The 22,789-nt window shown below is 34.4% G+C and carries 17 protein-coding genes and 3 pseudogenes; 11 read left to right on the forward strand and 9 right to left on the reverse strand.

Annotated features, from left to right (window positions below; all coding sequences use genetic code 11):
* Window positions 1-43: 43 nt before the first annotated feature.
* The 5 genes from CC92_RS0109045 to rfbC all read left to right on the forward strand — a co-directional run bounded on the left by CC92_RS0109045 (window position 44) and on the right by rfbC (window position 4,953).
* Window positions 44-1,222, forward strand: a complete 1,179-nt coding sequence (locus tag CC92_RS0109045) for a MerR family transcriptional regulator (RefSeq protein ID WP_029503211.1) — start codon at window positions 44-46, stop codon at window positions 1,220-1,222.
* A gap of 221 nt (window positions 1,223-1,443) precedes the next feature.
* Window positions 1,444-2,340 carry a glucose-1-phosphate thymidylyltransferase RfbA gene (rfbA, locus tag CC92_RS0109050; protein ID WP_029503210.1) on the forward strand — a complete coding sequence of 299 codons (897 nt, stop codon included), beginning with the start codon at window positions 1,444-1,446 and terminating at the stop codon, window positions 2,338-2,340.
* Between the two features lie 33 nt (window positions 2,341-2,373).
* The gene (rfbB, locus tag CC92_RS0109055; protein ID WP_029503209.1) at window positions 2,374-3,393 is read left to right on the forward strand and encodes a dTDP-glucose 4,6-dehydratase; all 1,020 of its coding nucleotides are present in this window, start codon (window positions 2,374-2,376) and stop codon (window positions 3,391-3,393) included.
* 37 nt (window positions 3,394-3,430) lie between these two features.
* Window positions 3,431-4,348, forward strand: coding sequence for a dTDP-4-dehydrorhamnose reductase (gene rfbD, locus CC92_RS0109060; RefSeq protein ID WP_278245256.1), 918 nt, complete (start codon window positions 3,431-3,433; stop codon window positions 4,346-4,348).
* A gap of 11 nt (window positions 4,349-4,359) precedes the next feature.
* Window positions 4,360-4,953 carry a dTDP-4-dehydrorhamnose 3,5-epimerase gene (gene rfbC, locus CC92_RS0109065; RefSeq protein ID WP_029503207.1) on the forward strand — a complete coding sequence of 198 codons (594 nt, stop codon included), beginning with the start codon at window positions 4,360-4,362 and terminating at the stop codon, window positions 4,951-4,953.
* Window positions 4,954-5,165: 212 nt separating this feature from the next.
* Here rfbC and CC92_RS0109070 read toward each other — a convergent pair whose 3' ends face one another.
* The 9 genes from CC92_RS0109070 to CC92_RS0109115 form a co-directional block, all read right to left on the reverse strand.
* A complete protein-coding gene (locus CC92_RS0109070; protein ID WP_029503206.1) occupies window positions 5,166-6,272 on the reverse strand; it encodes a M20/M25/M40 family metallo-hydrolase in 1,107 nt (368 codons plus the stop codon).
* Window positions 6,273-6,388: 116 nt separating this feature from the next.
* Entirely contained in the window at window positions 6,389-7,153 is a 765-nt protein-coding gene (locus tag CC92_RS0109075) for a tRNA threonylcarbamoyladenosine dehydratase (protein ID WP_029503205.1), read from the reverse strand.
* 520 nt (window positions 7,154-7,673) lie between these two features.
* Entirely contained in the window at window positions 7,674-8,501 is an 828-nt protein-coding gene (locus tag CC92_RS0109080; protein ID WP_029503204.1) for a hypothetical protein, read from the reverse strand.
* An 84-nt stretch (window positions 8,502-8,585) separates the two neighbouring features.
* Window positions 8,586-9,710, reverse strand: a complete 1,125-nt coding sequence (gene ytvI, locus CC92_RS0109085; protein ID WP_029503203.1) for a sporulation integral membrane protein YtvI — start codon at window positions 9,708-9,710, stop codon at window positions 8,586-8,588.
* Between the two features lie 233 nt (window positions 9,711-9,943).
* On the reverse strand, window positions 9,944-10,786 hold the full coding sequence (locus tag CC92_RS0109090; protein WP_051650742.1) for a metal ABC transporter permease: 843 nt from the start codon (window positions 10,784-10,786) through the stop codon (window positions 9,944-9,946).
* Between the two features lie 188 nt (window positions 10,787-10,974).
* Window positions 10,975-11,799, reverse strand: coding sequence for a metal ABC transporter ATP-binding protein (locus tag CC92_RS0109100; RefSeq protein WP_197035790.1), 825 nt, complete (start codon window positions 11,797-11,799; stop codon window positions 10,975-10,977).
* Window positions 11,800-11,956: 157 nt separating this feature from the next.
* Entirely contained in the window at window positions 11,957-13,177 is a 1,221-nt protein-coding gene (locus CC92_RS0109105; RefSeq protein WP_029503199.1) for a metal ABC transporter substrate-binding protein, read from the reverse strand.
* Window positions 13,178-13,322: 145 nt separating this feature from the next.
* Window positions 13,323-14,207, reverse strand: coding sequence for a DUF368 domain-containing protein (locus tag CC92_RS0109110; RefSeq protein WP_029503198.1), 885 nt, complete (start codon window positions 14,205-14,207; stop codon window positions 13,323-13,325).
* A 188-nt stretch (window positions 14,208-14,395) separates the two neighbouring features.
* Entirely contained in the window at window positions 14,396-16,294 is a 1,899-nt protein-coding gene (locus tag CC92_RS0109115; protein WP_029503197.1) for a polysaccharide biosynthesis protein, read from the reverse strand.
* 224 nt (window positions 16,295-16,518) lie between these two features.
* Between CC92_RS0109115 and CC92_RS0109120 the strand changes: the two genes are divergently transcribed.
* From CC92_RS0109120 to CC92_RS23630, 6 genes and pseudogenes are all read left to right on the forward strand, one after another.
* Window positions 16,519-18,333 (forward strand): O-antigen ligase family protein, encoded by a 1,815-nt coding sequence (locus tag CC92_RS0109120; RefSeq protein ID WP_029503196.1) that lies wholly within the window; start codon window positions 16,519-16,521, stop codon window positions 18,331-18,333.
* A 123-nt stretch (window positions 18,334-18,456) separates the two neighbouring features.
* Window positions 18,457-19,632, forward strand: a pseudogene (locus CC92_RS20890) (ISL3 family transposase).
* Window positions 19,633-19,771: 139 nt separating this feature from the next.
* Window positions 19,772-20,287 carry a transposase gene (locus CC92_RS0109130; RefSeq protein WP_029503195.1) on the forward strand — a complete coding sequence of 172 codons (516 nt, stop codon included), beginning with the start codon at window positions 19,772-19,774 and terminating at the stop codon, window positions 20,285-20,287.
* Window positions 20,266-21,063: pseudogene (locus tag CC92_RS20895) on the forward strand (IS3 family transposase); the annotation flags it as partial. The gene CC92_RS0109130 and the pseudogene CC92_RS20895, both read left to right, overlap by 22 nt.
* A gap of 128 nt (window positions 21,064-21,191) precedes the next feature.
* Window positions 21,192-22,367: an ISL3 family transposase gene (locus CC92_RS0109140; RefSeq protein ID WP_029502023.1), complete on the forward strand. Its 1,176-nt coding sequence runs from the start codon at window positions 21,192-21,194 to the stop codon at window positions 22,365-22,367.
* A 209-nt stretch (window positions 22,368-22,576) separates the two neighbouring features.
* Window positions 22,577-22,648, forward strand: a pseudogene (locus CC92_RS23630) (IS3 family transposase); the annotation flags it as partial.
* Window positions 22,649-22,789 lie beyond the last annotated feature (141 nt).

The following is a 22,789-nucleotide window of genomic DNA, read 5'->3' on the forward strand; positions in this document are numbered from 1 at the left end:
CATTCCATATATAATAACCTTATTAAGAAAGGACATCATAATTATGAGCTTATCAAATTACTATTCCTCCGGAGAATTTGCACGCATGGCTAATGTATCAATTCGTACCATTCGTTTTTATGATAATCAAAATATTTTAAAACCTTCCTTTGTCAAGCCATCGGGTGCACGTTTTTATACAGATTCAGACTTTGCTCGCCTTCAACAAATTCTTTTACTAAAGTATCTTGGGTTTTCATTAGATGAAATACGAGAAATGACTATTAATGATACCGATTATCACTTTATGCTAAGCGCTTTAAACCTACAGAAGAAGCTTGTACAGGACCGTATAGAGCAAATGCAGCTCGTGGAGAGTGCTATTGAGAATACAGTATCCGCCATTGATCAACATCATCAAGTTGATTGGTCACAGGTGCTAAACTTAATTCATTTAACAAGTATGGAAAAAAGTTTAAAAAGTCAGTACCAGAGTGCAAAAAATATTTCAACACGTATCAGATTACATAAAGAATACTCTACCAACACTCAAGGCTGGTTTCCATGGATATATCAACAATGTCATATTACCGATGGTATGAATATTTTAGAACTTGGATGTGGCAACGGTGCATTATGGACTGAAAATATACAATACTTGCCTAACAAGACCAATATAATTCTCTCTGATCTATCAGAGGGCATGCTACGTGATGTTCGAAGAAGTATCGGACCAGAGGATAATCGATTTTCTTTTCATGCGTTTGACTGCCATAGTATCCCTTATGAAGAGAATACCTTTGATCTGGTTATCGCAAATCATGTCCTGTTTTACTGTAAAGATATTCCTCTGGTATGTAAAGAAGTCTCTCGTGTCTTAAAACCAGATGGTATCTTTTTATGCAGTACATATGGTGAAAATCATATGAAAGAAATAAGCGAATTGGTGCAGGAATTTGATAATCGTGTAGTACTGTCCGCAGAAAAGTTATACGAGCACTTTGGTTTGGAAAACGGTCAGAAGCTTCTGAAAACTTATTTCTCTAATATTCACTTAAAGAACTATGAAGACTCTATTCAACTTGACCGACCGGAACCATTAATTGAATATATCCTCTCCTGCCATGGTAATCAAAATCAATGGATTTTAGACCGATACAAGGAATTTCGTTCCTTTGTAGAAAAGAAGACAAAAAGGGGATTTCATATTACCAAGGAAGCAGGTATTTTTGTATGTAATTAATAATTATCTTATTGTAAACTTATAGCAATAAAAGTCTTATGCAAAAACTTTTATAAACTGTATTCGTTATCGATTTAAAACCAATTTGTAAATTATTTATAAAAAATAAAAAAAGTACTTGAAGGTGACCTTGCGTCACCTTTTATAATATAACTAGACACCAAGCTACTACTGAATAAGGACATTCATCGTTCTTAAATAAACGTATAGAGGAGTTATTTATGAAAGGAATTATTTTAGCGGGCGGTTCTGGTACTCGCCTTTATCCACTGACCATGGTAACGTCAAAACAGTTACTTCCGATTTATGATAAGCCAATGATTTATTATCCAATATCAGTTCTAATGAATGCAAGCATTCGCGATATTTTAATTATCTCTACGTCTCAAGATACTCCGCGTTTTCAGGAACTCCTAGGTGATGGACATCAATTTGGTGTAAATCTATCTTATGCTGTTCAACCTAGCCCTGATGGACTTGCACAAGCTTTCCTTATTGGCGAAGAATTTGTAGGTAATGATACTGTTGCCATGGTTCTTGGCGACAATATTTTTGCTGGCCATGGGTTGAAAAAACGTTTAAAATCAGCCGTAGAAAATGCGGAAAAAGGAAAAGGTGCAACTGTTTTTGGTTATTATGTTGAAGACCCCGAACGTTTTGGTATCGTAGAATTTAATAAAGAAGGCAAAGCAATTTCAATTGAAGAAAAACCAAAGATACCCAAAAGTAACTACTGTGTTACTGGGCTATACTTCTATGATAACAAAGTGATACAATATGCTAAGGATCTAAAACCAAGTGCTCGAGGTGAACTTGAAATTACTGATCTAAACCGCATCTATTTAGAAAATAACAACTTAAACGTTGAATTACTTGGTCAAGGGTTTACATGGTTAGATACTGGAACACATGAAAGCTTAGTAGAAGCCACTAACTTTGTTAAAACAATGGAGTCCCATCAGCATCGAAAGATCGCTTGCCTCGAAGAAATTGCATATCTTAATGGTTGGATTACAAAAGAGAAAGTATTAGAAGTCTATGAAGTGTTTAAGAAAAACCAATATGGCCAGTACTTAAAAGATGTACTAGATGGTAAATATCTAGATATTTTAAACTAATTATCATTGATTAGATAAAAAAAGGAGAAAAATATGACTATTATTGTAACTGGCGGTGCCGGATTTATTGGAAGCAACTTTATCTTCCACATGTTAAACAAATACCCAGACTATCGTATTGTATGCCTTGATTGCTTGACTTACGCAGGAAACTTATCTACTCTTTCTCCCGTAATAGACAATCAAAATTTTCGTTTTGTTAAAATAAATATAACAGACCGTGAAGCTGTTTATCAATTATTCGAAGAGGAACACCCTGACATTATTGTCAACTTTGCTGCAGAAAGTCATGTTGACCGCTCGATTGAAAGTCCAGAAATCTTCCTCGATACGAATATCAAAGGAACTGCAATACTAATGGATGCTTGCAGAAAATTCGGCATCCAAAGATATCATCAAGTATCTACGGATGAAGTATATGGCGATTTACCACTTGACCGACCTGACCTCTTCTTCACCGAAGAAACACCAATCCAAACTAGTAGCCCTTATAGTTCCTCCAAGGCAAGTGCTGATCTCCTCGTATTAGCTTATCACCGTACTTATGAACTACCCGTTACCATTAGCCGTTGTTCAAACAACTACGGACCATATCACTTTCCTGAGAAATTAATCCCTTTAATGATTGCTAATGCCTTGAACGATAAGCCCCTTCCTGTTTACGGAAATGGTGAAAATGTGCGTGACTGGCTCTACGTGGAAGACCATTGTAAAGCAATTGATTTGATTATTCACAAAGGGCGTGTTGGCGAGGTATACAATATTGGTGGTCACAATGAAATGAAGAATATTGACATTGTAAAAATCATTTGTAAAGAGCTAAACAAACCAGAAAGCTTGATAACTTATGTTACAGATCGCAAAGGTCACGATATGCGATATGCCATCGATCCTACCAAAATCCATAATGAACTAGGCTGGCTTCCAGAAACTAAATTTGCAGAAGGGATCAAAAAAACGATTCTGTGGTACTTAGAACATAAAGAATGGTGGGAAACTATCATCTCTGGTGAATATCAAAACTACTATGAAAAAATGTATAGTAACAGATAACCCTCAGATTAGGTAAATAACCTTTCTCTATCCCTTGATTGTTGCTAAAAACGGAGGACATATTAAAATGAGAATACTTGTAACAGGTGTCAAAGGGCAACTCGGATACGATGTTGTCCTCGAACTTACAAAAAGAAATCATGAAGCGATTGGTGTAGATATTGAAGAGATGGATATCACGGATAAAACATCTGTTGATAGAGTCATGAAAGAAGTAAAACCAGAAGCAGTCATACACTGTGCAGCATGGACTGCAGTAGATACAGCTGAAGATGATGATAAAAAAGAAATAGTCCATCAGGTGAATGCTATTGGAACTATAAACATTACAAATGTATGCAAAGAACTTAACATTAAGATGATGTATATCTCTACCGATTATGTGTTCGATGGTCAGGGAACCGATGCTTGGTTGCCTGAATGCAACGACTATAAACCTCTTAATGTCTATGGAAAGACCAAACTGGAAGGCGAACTTGCTGTATCTACTACACTTTCTAAATATTTCATAGTTCGTATTGCATGGGTTTTCGGTAAAAACGGAAAGAACTTTATTAAGACAATGCTGAATGTTGGAAAAAACCATAATAAACTTACCGTTGTGAATGATCAGATTGGTACACCGACATATACTTATGATTTGGCAAGGCTTCTAGTTGATATGATTGAAACCGAAAAATATGGATACTATCATGCAACTAACGAAGGCGGTTATATCAGTTGGTATGATTTCACAAAAGAAATCTTCCGTCAGGCTGTAAAATTAGGTCATTTAGAATATTCTGAAGACCGATTAATCGTAACTCCAGTTACCACCGCTGAATATGGTGCGTCAAAGGCTAAAAGGCCATTTAATAGTCGCCTAGATAAGAGTAAGTTAGTAGAAAACGGATTCGAACCACTCCCAACCTGGCAGGACGCCCTTAGTAGATATTTAAAAGAAATTGAATTCTAGGAGTGAAAATTATGGGACAGATAAAAGTAGAAAAAAATGTTGGTGGAATTGAAGGACTTTGCATTATCGAACCTACCGTTCATGGTGATACGAGAGGATATTTTATGGAAACATATAATCTAAATGATATGGAAGAAGCAGGACTTACCATGAAATTTGTTCAGGATAATCAGTCTTGCTCCACTAAGGGTGTACTGCGTGGCCTTCATTATCAAAAAGAGTTTCCACAGGGAAAATTAGTCCGAGTAATCAAGGGGATAGTATTCGACGTTGCTGTGGACTTAAGAAGTAATTCTGAGACTTATGGAAAATGGTACGGAGTTGAACTTACCGAAGATAATAAAAAACAATTTTATATTCCAGAAGGATTCGCACATGGATTTCTAGTATTATCCGACGTTGCTGAATTCTGCTACAAATGCACTGACTTCTATCATGCTGGAGATGAAGATGGTTTGGCATGGAATGATCCTTCAATAGGGATTGAATGGCCACAAGTGGTTGGGGAGTATAAGGGGAAGGCTTCAGGGGAAGGATATAGACTTATTGATGGAACAAGGCTAAAGCTTAGCGAGAAGGATCAACACTGGGATAAAATAAGATAGATTAAAATTTAGAACTGTACATTATATTAGCAACAAGCTTACCTCCTAATGATGTTAAAAAATTTAATTAAGAGAGCTAATAGGTTGATATGCTACCCCTATATAAGACAATGAAATATAAAAGTCCTATATGGGGGTATTTCTATGTCTAGAAAAAGAAAGTTGAACCAGTGGATAAAGTAATCATTGTTGAGAATATCCCCTCGTTCTTCTTATGCTGTCATTAGCTCAAAAACAATTTTACTACACTTTACAAGTTCCGAAACAAAAGTGTACTCTTGTGTAGAATGCACCTCATTCATACCGCATGCTATGACAATACCTGTGATTCCATGACGAACAAAATTATTATTATCACTCCCTCCAAAGGTCTTAACATAGTTTGTAGGAATATTTAGCTTATTACATGCTTTTTCATATTTTGTAACGACAGGATGCGTTTGATCAATTTCATACGCGATACAACCAAAGGAGGTTGTAAAATCGCACTCTGCACCATGTTTTTTTGCAACATCCATAAAAACATCATGAATTTTATCAACTTCATGAACTGCCTTATCATGATTTAAGCTTCTAGCTTCCCCCTCGATGGTACAGACTTCAGGTACAATATTTTTTGCCAATCCACCAGTTATCGTACCAATATTTACTGTTGTACTTTCATCGATGCGCCCTTGTTTTATCTGTCCGATAGCATCTGCTACCGCAGCGATTGCATGTATTCCATTCTCTGGAGCAAATCCAGCATGCGCAGCTTTTCCAATCATCTTGGCAGTAAAGGAAACTAGTGTTGGTGCACTTAACGCTGCAGTTCCAACCTCGCCAGTTAAATCAAGTACATAGGCTTCTTTTGAACGAATTAAGGAATAGTCAAAAATCTCACTACCTAGTATATAAACCTCCTCTGCAATCGCAAATAATACTTCAATACTTCTATGAGGAATTCCTTGTTCTTTTATCATTCTTAAAGCTTCTAGGATAGCAACAATTCCAGAAATATCATCAGCTCCAAGTACAGTTGTGCCATCACTAGTGATCTTACCATCTACTTGCACCACTGCTTTTTTATTCTTTGAAGGCTCTACGGTGTCCATATGAGCAGAAAAAAGAATTGGATCTCCTGGTAGCTCCCCTTGTAAATATCCATAGAGGTTACCGCAGTTTCCGTTATAATGTATCCCTGCCTTATCTTCTACTACATCGAATCCTAGTTCTACAAGATCTGCTTTTAACTGGTCTGCCATTTTCCGTTCACCAAATGAGGGTGAATCAATTTCTACTAACTTACAAAACTCCCTAACAATACGTTCTTCCTTCATCTTTAAGCCCCCACCTTTTGACTTAAAATATATTTGCTATTCAAGGCTTTCATAACTCTTTTTTTGTATCTATTTTACCTATACTACTTTAACATCTTTAAATTTTCTATTCCACATTAAGCTTCTGTAATCCCAATAATATCTTTTACTACTTCACCTGCAATTATTAAACCTGCTACCGATGGTACAAAGGACGTACTTCCTGGAATAGCTCTTCTTTGTGTACATTTTCTTTCCGCACCTGGAGGACAGATACAACCAGTTTTACAACTAAGTGCCATATCTGAAAGTGGCTGTCTTACAGGTTCTTTGGAATATACCACTTTTAATTTCTTAATCCCTCTTGTTTTTAATTCCTTACGCATCACCTTTGCAAGCGGACATACTGATGTTTTGTATAGATCTGTAACTTCAAATCTGGTAGGGTCTAATTTATTACCCGCTCCCATACAACTGATAATTCTTGTATTTGCTTGATTTGCACGTAAAACTAATTCAATTTTTGCAGTAACCGTATCAACAGCATCTACAACATAAGAGTACTCGCTAAAATCAAAACTGTCAGCATTTTCAGGCATAAAAAAACACTGATGGGTGTTTACGATGGCATTGGGATTAATCTCAAGAATTCTCTCCTTCATCACATCTACCTTGTATTTACCAACTGTCTTTCGTGTGGCAATCAACTGCCTATTTATATTCGTTAGGCAAACCTTATCGTCATCGAATATATCAAAGGTTCCAACTCCACTTCTAGCAAGAGCTTCTACTGTATAACTACCAACACCACCAATTCCAAACACCGCAACTCTGGATTTAGACAGCTTTTCCATTCCTTCTGTTCCTAATAATAATTCTGATCTTGAAAATTGATTTAACATAAAACTCCTCTTTCTTATAATATCTTAGTGATAGAATTTTTTTTGTAAAATATTCACTAATTAATATTTTACTTATGAATGTCCTACTTATGAATGTCCTACTTATAATGTCCTACTTATAATGCCCTACTTATAATGTCCTACTTATAATGTCCTACTTATAATGCCCTACTTATAATGCCCTACCTATAATGCCCTACCTATAATTTTCAATTATATTCTAATTATTCCTATATATTTAATATGAATTAGTATAGATATTTTCATGCACAAAGTCAACCCTATATCTATAATGATAAATCGATTTTTTTTACTTCTTAACTATGCTTGTTATACATCCTCTGAAAGCTCTTACGAATTATCATACTAAATCTTTACGACGTTTCGCTAAACATTAGAATCAAACAAGAAAAAGCACGATTCGCGGACTTTTCCTTGTGATGAAAAAAAGTTCATGAAAGAAAATATATCTTCCTTCATGAACTTTTTTATCATTATATGTTATAGCAACTTGCTATTTCTATATCTCTTTATGTACATTCGCTGAAAATAAAGCATCTTTTCCAATTGCCTGACTGAGTCTTTGTTGCAAATACTTTGGAAAATCTTGATAGCGTTTTATTTGTAATTGACTAAACATCTTACCATATACAGTTCTTAGATAATCTTTTGTTATGATTTTACTATTAAGCCCTTCTAATAAATCCTCTGTAGCCTTTCTCTCCACGGATGAGATGGCAAAAATAGATTTAGGTCCATACCAACCACATGCATTTTGGACGCAATCAATAATATCTTTTTCAATGCGACTTAGTTTGTCAAGATTCATCTCAATGGTTCGGATCCCCTGCTTCCTTAGCCCTTCATAGAGGCTTAAGTAAGGCATCTGATTGTAAGTTAATTGCGCATCCTCATCAAATATTTCCTCACCCAAAAAAACAAGGGCTAGTATCTGTGAGTAAAACAATATACTTTGAATCTGCCTAGGATTTATTTCAGCATTTGCCTGATTTATAATATATTGTGCTGATACATGAAGCTTCGAACGCATCATTACATCCAATACTGCTTTCTTGCTTTTCTTATAAGCAACATTGGTAATCTTACTTTGATTTTCCATAAGTATCCGATAATAATACATTGGGCTTTCTGCAATCTCTTGTAATTTCTCAGTATATTCCAAAGTTGGAATATCGCCATCCAGATAACGAATTACAGTGGTTTCTCCCCACCCCAGTAATTTCGCTAATGGCTTTTTTCCTATGTTGTACATCTCCAAAATCTCTCTGATTTGGTTTACGCTGATGACTTTTTCATTAAATAATTTTCCTATGATATCCCCGCTCATATTAACCCTTTCCCTTCTAATTGGTTCCCCTCTTAGCTATATCCATTCTTTGAGTCTGATGCTTTATCGCTTACAGCTCTAAATTTAGTATTTTCTGAAATCGTTTATGCCCGTAGCAATAATCTTGATACCGCGTATGATTCGTTCAAACATTCCAAGTCGATAAAGACTAACTAACACCATCCCAACTGGAATACCAAATATCATACCGATAACATTATAGAGTTTATACCCTATAAACATAAAGATCAGAGTATAAAAAGGACTAATTCCAATGCTGTCTCCTACCATCTTTGGTTGTAATACTTGCTTAATGATTTGGCAAGCAAGATATAACACCAATATAACAATGGCTTCCACATATTTTTCATTCAAAAATGCAATGATTGTCCATGGCCAGAACACTAAGCCAGTTCCAAGCACTGGTAAGAAGTCGATTATTGCTATAGTAAGCGCTAGTAAAATTGAGTAACTAATCCCCAGAATCTCAAATGTTAAAAACATTACCAACGTTAGAATACTCATAATCTTAAACTGCGCCTTAAAATATCCACCTACAGCAGTCTTAAAATTATCACTTATAATTCGGTAAAAACGCTTGATCGATTCTGGTAAGACCTTGTTGGCAGCCGCAATAATATTCTCACGATCTGCAATAAAAAAGTAAGTAGCCAATATTGTAATAATAATCATAAATACCATATTGGCAAAATTCATGACGACGCCTCCAGCTTTTAAGACACTGGTGAAATCCACTCCACTTAATAGCTTGTCTAATGATCCTTGTGCACTATTATTTAAATTATCCAAAAACGTTTTCAAGCTTTGTGGGAGTGCTTCATACAGCCTTACAAACTTAGTCGAAATGCCCTCTAAGGTGTCGACAATTTGTTGTGCTATATTTGGTATATCTGAAATCAGATTGGAGATCTCGTGAAATAGCATAGATAAAACCAAATAGAGCAAGCCAAATATTAGGGCCAAAACTAGAATAATGATAATAGCAGAACCATGCTTCCTGGCTATCTTTATCCTTTTTTCCATAAACTTAACAAGAGGATTAGCAATGAGTGACAGTATATAAGCCACTACAAACGGAAGAAAGAATGCTAATAACTTTGGTCCAATCAACAATAGAATTACTCCTAACAGGATGGTCAGTAATAGGTTTACAATAATTTTAATATAAATGACCCAATTGTTCTGCATTTTATCACCTCTAATATGTTGGTCTGAGGTCAGTATAGCAAATAATGTAAAATTTTACAATATCAAACCAACATAATTCCATAATTTTCGCTCATTTTCGTTATCAATAATCGTTGTTCTTTGTGAGTTTCGCACATTTCGCGAGAATATTTTGTTCACATTCACTTTACTGTGACTATTTTAGTTCTGAATATTACTATCTGTGGACAGAAACTTTCTGAATTTCCGAAACTTTAGCTTTCCACTCGCCCCTTCATCCATAACGTAGAAAAGAATATTACTGCAGAAATAATAACTATCATTGGACCAGTAGCTAGATTTAAATAATAACTTAAGATTAATCCCAAGATACCTGAAAACACTGAGATTAAAATGCTAAATAAGTGATACTCTCTCATATTAGAGGAGATATTTCTTGAGGCAGCGGCTGGTAAAATTAACAAGGCATTTAAGATAAGTAACCCTACCCATTTAATGGATAGCATTACAATTAGAGCAATGAGTACTGCAAATAAATTCTCAATCGTAGCTATATTTACTCCTTTACTCCTTGCCAGACTCGTATTTAAGCTTAACGAATGAAGCTTATTAAAACAAGTTACAAAGAATACTAGTGTAACAGCAAAAATAATTACCAATAAACCGATCTCTTTCGGAGTAATACTTAATACATCTCCAACAAATAAAGAGGAGTACTTTGAGAAGTTACCTCCGCTCGATAATATAACTAGACCAATTGCCGTACTGGTAGAGGAAAACACTGAAATTATAGTATCCGTCGATGCGGTGTTATTTCTCTTAATAAAATTAAGCAACAATGCAAATACCACAGCAAATGCAATGGTAGAAAGGTTCGTATCCCCTATTCCAAGTATTACACCAATTGCCATGCCGGTAAACACAGAATGCCCTAGAGCATCTGAAAAAAATGCAAGTTTGTTATTCACGATCATAGTTCCTAACATTCCAAATAGCGGTGTAATCACTAATACCGCTAGTAATGCATTTTTCATAAAATTGTAGGAAATAAATTCAAATGGAAGTACTGCTTCCATTAAGTGATAAATTGTATCCATGGTTTCTTACCCTCTTTGTGAATTCGAATTGAAAAGTATTACAATTAGAATTTATTTTCTTGCTTGCTATATAGCTCGTAATATATATTCACTAAAACTTTACTCTTATCATTTTTTCTAGGATTTTTTTCAATATGATAACCTAATTTACTAATTACTTGAATCATATTAGAGTTCTCTCTTATTAACTATGATCCAAATACTTCTCGAAACTCCTTACTTGATAAAACCTCTTTTGGTGTACCTTCCTTTAAGATATGTTTATCTAGTAGAATTACATAATCCGCATATTGTTCAACAAATTTCAAATCATGTGATACCAAGATAAACGCACAGTCATAGTTATTTTTAAGCATTTCAACATTCTTATAAAAAAGTTCCATACCATTCCGATCAATTCCAGAGACCGGTTCATCAAGTAAAAGCAAATTTGGCGTTGGGGTACATGCAATGGAAAGCATTACCCTTTGTAATTCACCACCGGATAAATCACAAACTCTCTTATCAATTAAGTCCTGAGCTTCAAAAAAACGAAGTTTTTCTTTGATATTCTCATATAGTCGTTTTTTCCTTGGTAAAAATACAGGTCGCCGATCGATTAATCCTGCAAACATATCATAAACACTGGTTGGTGTATTTTTCTCTACATTTAAGGATTGAGGAACATACCCTATCGTCATCTTAGGTAGGGTGTTATTCTTCATATCTTTAAATTCAATGGTCCCCTCATGCTTTAATTCACCCAGAATCGCTTTTATTAAGGTAGATTTACCAGCTCCATTTTTACCAATGATAACTGTTAATTTACCGCAATGAATATGCAGATTGATATGTTCAATAATCGTTGTCTTTCCTATCGTAACACCGATATTGTTCATACGGATACAATGAAGTCCACAGGCTCCTTTTGAGCAGGATTCGTGCTGGTTTATACAAGAAGAACAGGAAAATCCAACCTGTGATTTTGTCTTCTTTATATTAGGGGAAGATTTATGTGATTTTTCTTGTTTCATACTATCCTCAATTCTGGCGTTATAACACCTTACTCTAGCAATTATATCTTTAGCACACTAGCTTAGTTTTCTTTAAAAGATTAATCTTTTCAACAATTCATGAAGCTAAGGAGTGAGTTATCCACATAACACTTATCACTTATCACCTTATCTCAAATCACTTTTGATCTTTTAATAAAGCTTCTTTTAACATCTCAATATTTTTTTTCATACCTTTAAGATAAGAGTCCTTATTGACTCCCCCCGTCACTAAAGAGTCCATCACATAAACCGTTGCATTGGTCTCAGCCTCGATTCGGTCTGCAATGGTATGTTCGTACTGCTCTTCCGTAAAAAGATATTTAATATCGTGAAGATTTATTTCTTCAATTACCTCTGCAATCTCCCCAGCGCTAAGTGCTGTTTCTCCATCGGTATTCACTGCATGTACTACTTCCATTCCAAGCTCTTCCGCTAGATAAGCAAAAGAATCATGGAAAATGATAATTTCAGCACCATTTGCTATCTCTTTTATGGATTCTATCTCTTCTTTTATAGATTGTAGCTGTTCTAAGTATTTATCTTCATTTTTTCGATACATTGCTTCATGGGTAGGATCAAATTCACAAAGCCCTTCGGTGATAGTTTGTATTTGCTGCATGTAACGATGTACATTAAGCCAAACATGTCCATTCAAGTTACTATGAGTGTGAACGTGTGAGCTCTCTGATTGATTACTGCTATCGTCATTGGTATGGATGTGATCATCTTCTGGATGGTTACTACTTTCTTCATCTGTATGGTCGTGGTCATCTTCTGGATGGTTACTACTTTCTTCATCTGTATGGATGTGATCATCTTCTGGATGGTTACTACTTTCTTCATCTGTATGGTCGTGATCATCTTCTGGATGGTTACTACTTTCTTCATCCGTATGGTCGTGATCAATTTCTTCACTATATTGATTATACAACTCATTATCTTCTTGATAAGACTCTCCTGAATGATTATGAGTACTTCCTGTTAAGAAATCCATGCCAGCGCTAGAATCAATCACTTGAATTTCTTCTTGCTGATTTAGTACGTCTTCCATGAATTCTTCCATGTCACCACCGTTTAATATAACGACTTGTGCACCTGACAAAGTTCTCATATCCTTTGTTGTTAACTGGTAATCATGGACACATCCAGTTTGATTTTCCGTTAAGTTAACCACCTGAACCCCATCGATTCCATCCGCTATATTAAGGGCAGCGATATACATTGGATAAAAGGAGGTGACTATCGTAAGTCCCTCCTCCTGATACTGCTTATTCTTTCCCTGTATTTTAATTGCACCATAGCTAATTAGTGATAGTATAAGCATCACTGATAGCAAAAATTTTAATTTTCTTTTCATATAAACCTACATTCTGGTGCATTTTGCACCTTATATCACAAAATTTGTATGATTACCATTCATATGCGAATAAATAAATACGCTAACTGTCTTATAAGCTAACAGCTTAGTGTATTACAAACTACTAATATCCATGAAACCTAACTTATTCTCTTCCTAAATAATAAGCAATGAGAAAACCAATTGCAAATGTCAAAACACTTACGAGAATACTAGCAACCGTAATAACTCCAACACCAATCCCCATATAGATAGCAAATGGTGAGGCAAGCACAAGCCCAAGTATCGCAAAATAAGTCCTTTTCTCATAACGAGAAAGCAAAAACTCTATAATTTTTGCTATAGCAAAGATACCAACAAGAACTCCAATTCCAAATGGTGCAAGAATTGCTACATTATGAAGTATCGTATCGAAATTCCATGGTGACAATGCTTTTATTGTTGAATTAATAGTCTCTATGATTGGATTATAATAGCCTAGGATTAACAGAATCATGGATCCACTCACACCTGGAATCACCATAGTTGCCGATGCAATCACACCTATGATAAATAATTTTACCATCTGAATCACAGAAACTGATAAGGTGATTTTCGCTTCTTTATCACTTCCAAAGATCTGAAGGAGTATAATAAGGGCAAAAAATACTATAAATAAAACTACACTTATTGCATCAAACCCATGAGTTTTGCTCGTTCTTTCAGTCGAAGGTTTTTTACTAACCTTTTTTATTAGGATAGGTACACCACCCAGGATAAGACCAACAAATAGAGAACCTGTCTGTAATGGATACTTTTCAAAAAATGTTTCAATAAAATAGGATAACCCAATAATTGCTACCAACATTCCAATCCCATAAGGAAGCAGAGTCATAACACTTTTCTTAAATTGTTTAAAAAGATTGGTGATTGATCCAATGATACGGTCATAAATTCCCATCGACACAGCCATGGTTCCTCCACTCACGCCTGGAATGATATTGGCAATGCCCATTAATATACCACATAGTATGTCTTTTAAAAATCTCATAGGTGGATCCTTTCTTTTGTTGTTATATATTACTTCTACGCCATAAGCGAAATTGCTTCTTCTAAGTCATATTTTCTTTTAATTCCTAAGATTTCTTCGTTTACTATGATATAAGTATCACTTCTATCACTATAAGTATTGCTACTTACTTAAGAAAATAAACCAAAGGACACTAATGCTGATAAGATTTAGTGATCACTTTCATAGGTTGTAGCAGCAACTTCTTCTTTTAGTTCGGACTTATAGATATAAGTCCCTACAATATCACTAACCATCTCACGAATATAATCACTCTCTTCCGTACAAGCATGGTAAAGCTCTTCTAATTGTAAATAAAATTTTTCTTCATCAAAATTAATAGGTTGCCCTATATGAATTTTACTATTTTGAGTTTCCATCAATCCCTCTTCTTCTAAGAGAAGTTCCTCAAATAGTTTTTCTCCTGCCCTTAATCCCATAAACTTTATTTCAATATCTTCCCCAGGAACATAACCCGATAGACGAATTAAATTTTTCGCCAAATCAAGGATCTTAACCGGTTCGCCCATATCCAGGATAAAAATTTCTCCACCCTTTGCATAGGCACCAGCTTGTAACACTAAGGAGACAGCTTCTGGTATTGTCATAAAGTAACGAATGATATCTGGATGAGTCACTGTTACTGGTCCTCCAGCTTCGATTTGCTTCTTAAAAAGTGGAATTACACTACCGTTACTTCCAAGTACATTACCAAAACGCACTGCTACATAATCTGTTTTGGAGCATTTATTATACGCCTGTATAATCATCTCGCAGATACGTTTTGTAGCACCCATGATATTGGTAGGATTAACTGCCTTATCCGTGGAGATTAATACAAACTTCTCCACTCCGTAACGATCAGACGCCTGCACTGTTTTTAGTGTACCGAAAACATTGTTTTTCACAGCTTCATTTGGACTATCTTCCATCAATGGAACATGCTTATGCGCCGCAGCATGATAAACAATATTAGGACGATATTCATCAAAAATTTTATCCATTCGCATCGTATTACGCACTGATGCTATCAAAGTAACTAAATCTAGGTCAGGATACCTTCTCTGTAATTCTTGTTGTATGTCATAGGCATTATTTTCATAGATATCAACAATAATTAACTGCTTCGGTTTATGACTTGCAATTTGCCTACAAAGCTCGCTACCAATGGAACCACCGCCTCCAGTAACCAATACAACTTTACCTTTGACATAGCTCATGATGGAATCTAGATCCACACTGATGGGGTCTCGTCCAAGCAAATCTTCGACATCAACACTTCTAAGCTGTGCTGTACTTACCTCTCCATTTACTAATTGATAAATTCCAGGTAGGATGTTAAGTTTACATCCCGTTTCTTTACAAATGGATACTATTTCACTAATCACTTTCCTTGAAACAGAAGGCATCGCAATAATAATTTCATCAATATTAAAACGTTCGACATTATCAAGTATTGTATTACGATTACCGACGACGCGTATACCGTGAATGTAACGACCAGCTTTATCTTCTGCATCATCAATAATGCACTTCACAGTCTTATGGATATGGGTACTATTTAGTAGTTCTTTAATAATCATATTGGCAGCTTCACCAGCACCGATTATCATAACATTTTCACCAGTAGTTTCTATGCCTCTTTTCCTTAACTTCATTCGTAATAAACGGTATGTAAAGCGAGAAGCTATTGTGAAAAATACTAGAAAAGCGGCATACATAAAGTAATAGCTTCTTGGAATCGGCAGCCCTAGTATATTCATCCCAACAAATTGGACGATGGAAGCTGATAAGGAAGCCACCACGATTTTTTCAAGTTCTGATATTCCGGCATAAATCCAAAGACTATGGTAGAGCTTAAAAAAGTAGTACGTCAAAAGAACTGTGACTATATTGATTGGCATATATTCCCAAATGCTATCCAAATATCGTAGCTCAATACTCTTATAATTAAAATCAAATCGAATAAGTAATGCAAGTCCACTAGATAGACATATAGCACATACGTCTATTAGAATTAGGAATACTCGTCTGATTAATAGTTGTTTGTCTTTAATATACTGCAACATTTATATTCTCCATAATTTAATTGAATTCACTTAACCTAGTACATAACTAAACAATTATAGCACACAGGTCTATGTGGTGCAATTTTTATTCTATGTCAGAATTATGTCAAATCTATTCTAAATTAAGTTTTTGTAAGAAAGATTTCTTGAAACAACACCTAAATAGTGTATAATGATTATATCATTATTATTGAAAGAAACAATACTTATAAGGAGAAATATAAATGTCTAATAACTTAAAGAAAAAAAGAAATAACGGTTACATAGACAAGAAACATGTAAATACAACTTCACTAATGTTATTATTTCCATTGTTTCTCATAGTTACTGTTTTACCGCTTATCGTAAGTATGCATAGTTATAGTGCTGGATTGGGGACTTACAACTGGTTTCCTGCTGATGATACGGCATATGACTTTTTCTTATATTATAAGCAATGGTTTTTTGTATTTATTGCAGGGCTCTGCCTACTCATTCTAGCTATCAAATCAACCTTAGATAAAAAATTCTTAAAAACACATCTGGCTATTTATCCTCTTATTGGATATGCAGGTTTAGCCTTAATCTCTACAATAGTATCAGAACATCGATCTTTTGGTTTTAGCGGTATTTTTGAACAGTTTGAAAATGTGTTCTGTTTACTCGGATATGCGCTAGTTGTTTATTATTCATTCTTAGTTTTACAATCTTACTCGGAAATTAAGCTACTGATAAATGCATTAGCGATCGGAGCTCTCATCCTTGGAATAATTGGTTCTTTTCAGGCTTTTGGACTCGACTTTTTTAATACCGATTTAGGGAAATCACTTATCGCAGAAAAAGGAGTTGATCCATCTACTCTAGAAATGGCATTTGAAAAGGGAAGAACATATGCTACTTTATATAATCCAAATTATGTCGGGGTTTACGCCTCTATGATCATTCCATTGTTTATCGTTTTATTTTTATTTAAGAATAAAACTTATGAATATGTACTTTATGGACTTGTTATCATAACTCAAGCAGTCAGCATGTTTGGTTCTCAGTCCAAAACAGGTCTTATTAGTATTGTAGTTACAGCAATCCTCGCATTACTATTATTAAGAAAGATATTATTACGCCGTTGGTATATCGTTCTACCTATTATAGCAAGTGTGTGTATCGGCTTTATCGTTATTAATACTATTCAAAATAATGCATACCTTAATGCTATAAAAAATGCATTCAGCAATAAAGAAGAAATAAAACCAAATTTATCGAATATGATAACGACTTCAGATCACATTGAACTTACCTATAAAGGAAATACTCTAATTATATCACACAATAATGACAACAGCTTAATCATTAAAGATACAGCTAATAATCTAATTAATACAGAAGTGATAGAATCAGAAGCATCTGAACATGTTCTTAAAATACTTGATAATCGTTTTGATGGTATATCACTTGTTATTTTTTTTGATGATATTGTCGATTTCGGTTTATTAATTGATGAGACACCTTGGTATTTTAAATATAATACAGAAACTAAGCAATACCAATTTTATAATCGATATGGCCGCTTTTCACCATTAGAAAGCGCGCCTAGCATGGTATTTGACGGACACGAAACTTTTGGCTCTGGAAGAGGCTACCTATGGTCAAGAACTTTTCCTTTATTATCTGATCATATTATTCTTGGTTCAGGAGCAGATACTTTTGTATTTGAATACCCTCAGTATGATTATGTTGCTATGACAAACTATGGTTTCGGTGCTGAATTGATAACAAAACCTCACTCACTATACTTACAAATAGGGGTTCAAACAGGTGTACTCTCACTTCTCTGCTTTATGGTATTCTATGGAATCTATTTTTTTAAGAGTATCGTCTTATATATAAGAAAAAAAGAATTGAATATTAATGATGCTCTAGGTATCGCTGTATTAGTGAGTAGCTTTAGCTATATGGTTAGTGGAATTACAAATGATTCTAGTATAACAGTAGCACCAATATTTTGGTTATTAATGGGGATTGGATTGGCTATCAATAGGATTGTAAAGTTAGATTCTTTATAAAACAGGTTCTATAATAAATGTTGGGGCATGTGAATTAAACTATTCACATCTCCAACATTTTTCTTTATAATAAAAAAACCTCCCAGTGCCAGTCGACAAACAAACCACTAGAAGGCTGCAATAATGCATAGTTATTGTATCAATAAATCATTAAATTTAAAAGAGGTAAAAGTAAAAAATATAGTACATACTGATACTTTTGTAAAAATTTTCATACAAACACTCCCCAAAGAACAAAAATGTCCTTGCTGTGGCAATGCAACCAAACAAATCCACGATTACAGAACCCAAACAATTAAGGATTTACCTTTTCAAGAGAAGAACTGTTATCTGGTACTTTAAAAACGTCGCTACCGTTGTTCTTGTGGTAAACGTTTTTTTGAGAAATACGACTTTCTAGCTCGTTATCAGCAACGCTCCGTTAGGCTTACTCATTCTATAGCGGAACAACTTCGTGACTCTGTATCATTAAAGTATGTAGCCAAAAGAAAGAATGTCTCTACAAATACCGTATCAAGAATACTGGATACTATCAATTACTCTTGTCCTTCTCTCAAAGATACAGTTGCTATTGTTGAGTTTAAAGGGAATGCTGACACTGGTAAATATCAATGTATCCTGGTAAATCCCAAGCAACATACAGTTATGGATATACTACCAGATCGGACTCAATCTCATTTATCAGAATACTTCCGAGGGATTGATCGTAGTCAGCGTAATCGCGTAAAGTTTTTTATTTGCGATATGTGGCAGCCTTATGTAGACATAGCACATGCTTACTTTCCAAATGCTCAAGTTATTATTGATAAATACCACTTTATTCGACAAGTTACATGGGCAATCGAAAACGTTCGTAAAAGACTACAAAAGACTATGCCCGTTTCATTGCGAAAATACTATAAACGAAGTCATAAGCTTATATTAACACGCTATGATAAGTTGAAAGACAAGAATAAAGATGCATGTGATTTGATGCTACATTACAATGATGATCTTAGAAAAGCCCATATGCTTAAAGAATGGTTTTATCGTATTTGCCAAAATCCCAAGTATGCTATTCAAAGAACTGAATTTTATGAATGGATTAAAAATGCTGAATGTTGTGGTATGAAAGAGTTCGAGAAGTGTGCTACAACATACCGACACTGGTCAAAATACATACTAAATGCTTTTAAGTATGGACTAACAAACGGTATTACAGAGGGATTCAATAATAAAATTAAAGTAATAAAACGTATCTCTTACGGAATTCGAAACTTTAAACGTTTAAGAACACGTATTTTACACTCTTGTAACTAAATAAAATCAGACTGGCACGAAGGTTTATTTGTCATGCCCAAAAACAGCTATATTAGAAACCCAACATAAAAATAGCTCTATATCCAGCATGAAGTGCACCCCAAATGTTAGACAAAATAACTTTGGAGGTGCATTTTTAATGTTAAAGAAATATTCATATGATATAAAACTTAAAGCAGTATTAGATGTAATAAATAATGGATTATCTAAAAATAGTGTAGCCAAGTCTATCGGAGCTTCCACTACTGATATTCGAAAATGGGTAAGAATGTATGAATATCATGGACCTGACGGATTGAATATACAGAGCAGAAAATATAGTGGAGATTTTAAAGTATATGCTGTAGAATATATGTATTCTAATAATCTTTCTTCTCCAGAAGCGGCTGCTAGATTAGGTATTCCTTCAAAACATCCTCTTTCTGAGTGGGAACGAATTTATAACACGTTTGGTCCAGATGTATTACGTCTTGGAAAACGAGGAAGGAATAATAAAAAAATGATGAAGAAAGTAGCTCCAGCAAAGAATCTTGCTAATCTTACTGAAAAGGAGTTAATTTTAGAAGTACAACGACTTCAAATGGAAAATGATTACTTAAAAAAATTGAACGCCTTAATTCAAAAGAGAAGAGAATTAGAACAGAAGACAAAGTAGCTGTCATTTCAGAATTAAGGCGTAAATATAAATTGACAGCTCTTCTAGAATATATAGGTATTCCAAGAAGTACATACTACTACTATTTAAATCAATCTATTAAATCAGATAAATATGCTGATATAAAAATAATGATTAATAATATCTATCATGAAAATCAAGGAAGATATGGATATCGACGTATTACTCTTGAATTGAAAAATCGAGGTTTTATTATTAACCATAAAACAGTTCAACGTTTAATGAAAAATATAGGATTAAAATGTATGGTACGAATTAAGAAATATCGTTCATATAAAGGTGAAGTTGGAATAGTAGCAACAAATCTAATTTCAAGGAACTTTTATGCAGATAGACCAAACCAAAAATGGACTACAGATATAACTGAATTTTCAATGTTTGGTGAAAAATTATATCTATCCCCCATACTAGATATGTATAATGGAGAAATATTAAGTTACAGTATTAGTAAACGTCCTGTCTTAGGTCAGGTTTTAGATATGTTGGATGATGCTCTTGAAAAAATAAATGACGATTCAATTATTATCCTACATTCAGACCAAGGGTGACAATACCAACATAACAGATATCAGGAACGTTTAAAAAGTAAGGGGATTATACAAAGTATGTCCAGAAAAGGAAACTGTCTAGATAATGCAGTAATGGAAAATTTCTTTGGGATTCTTAAATCTGAATTACTTTATTTGAGAAAATTTAAATCGCTTGCCGAATTCAAGCTAGAACTTATAAAGTACATAGATTATTATAATAATAAAATAATGGCTCTATAATAAATGTTGGGGTATGTGAATAAATTAATTCACTACTCCAACATTTTATTTTATAATAATAAAAAAGCCTCCCAGTGCCAGTCTACCAAAACAATCACCAGGAGGTTGCAATAATGCATAATTATTGTATCAATAAATTACTAGATTTAAAAGAGGTAAAAATAAAAAATATCATTCATGCGGATTCTTTTGTAAAAATATTTATTGAAACTAAGGCAAAAACTCACACTTGCCCTTCCTGTGGTGCTAAGACAAATAAGGTTCATGATTACAGGCAACAGACTATTAGGGATCTACCATTTCAGATGAAGGACTGCTATCTAATACTTAGAAAAAGACGTTATCGCTGTGCATGTGGTAAAAGATTCAGTGAAAAATACGATTTTTTAGCACATTACCAACAACGTACTACTCGACTTACTAAATACATCGTAAATGAACTTAGACAAAGCGTGACTTTAAAAACCGTAGCCCGTCGAGCGAATGTCTCAGCTACAACTGTGGCGCGAATTCTTGATACTATTCATTATACTTGTCCTTCTTTAAAAGAAGCCATTTCAATTGATGAATTTAAGGGGAATGCTGAAACTGGAAAATATCAATGTATTCTAGTAAATCCAAAGCAACGTTCTATAATGGATATCCTCCCAAATCGTTCACAAGCGCATTTAGCCTCTTATTTTAAAGAAATAAACCGAAGTGAGCGGTACCGCGTAAAGTATTTTGTATGTGATATGTGGCAACCTTATGTTGATTTGGCTCATAGCTTTTTCCCTAACGCTCAAGTCATAATCGATAAATATCACTTTGTTCGTCAAGTTACATGGGCCATCGAAAATGTACGTAAAAGACTACAAAAAAGCATGACTGCAACGATGAGAAAATACTATAAACGCAGTCATAAACTAATTTTAGCAAGGTATAAACAACTAGAAAATAGGGATAAAAAAGCATGTGACATTATGTTACTTTATAATGATGATTTAAGAAAAGCACATATGCTAAAAGAATGGTTTTATGATATTTGTCAGAATACAAAGTACTCAATCCAAAGAACAGAGTTCTATGAATGGATCCGCAATGCTGAAAGTTCAGGTATTAAAGAGTTTGAAAAGTGCGCTGCAACATATCGGTATTGGTCAAATGAAATATTAAATGCTTTTAAGTACGGAATTACAAACGGTTCCACAGAGGGCTTTAATAACAAGATTAAGGTTCTTAAACGTACCTCATATGGTATCCATAACTTTGAACGTTTTCGTACCCGTATTTTACACTCTTGTAACTAAATAAAAACAGACTGGCACGAAGGTTTATTTGTCATGCCCAAAAATAGAATTTCTAGAACCTCTACATAAAAACAGCTCTAAATCCAGTAATGGGGCATGATTGAGTCCAATCATACCCCAACACTTGACAAAGAGCCCATGAAAATAGCTCTATATCTAGTAAAGTAGCGGGTTCCAGCGGAACCCGCCCCAACACTTGACATAGAGCCAAAAGAATAAAGAGTAAACTAAAAGGATTAAGTCCTGTTCAATACAGAATTCAATCCTCGTTAGTTTCATAATAATATTGTCCAACTTTTTGTTGATTGTCAAGTAAAATTGACCCACTTTTATGTTTAAATCTGACCCACCTTAGTTTTTTTATATTGGTGGATCAGATTTGTTTGTTATTTCTGTTTTTTACACTGTGAATTGACCCACCC

The sequence above is a fragment of the Lachnoclostridium phytofermentans genome, from assembly GCF_000733755.1.
GTDB classification, from domain to species: domain Bacteria; phylum Bacillota; class Clostridia; order Lachnospirales; family Lachnospiraceae; genus Lachnoclostridium; species Lachnoclostridium phytofermentans_A.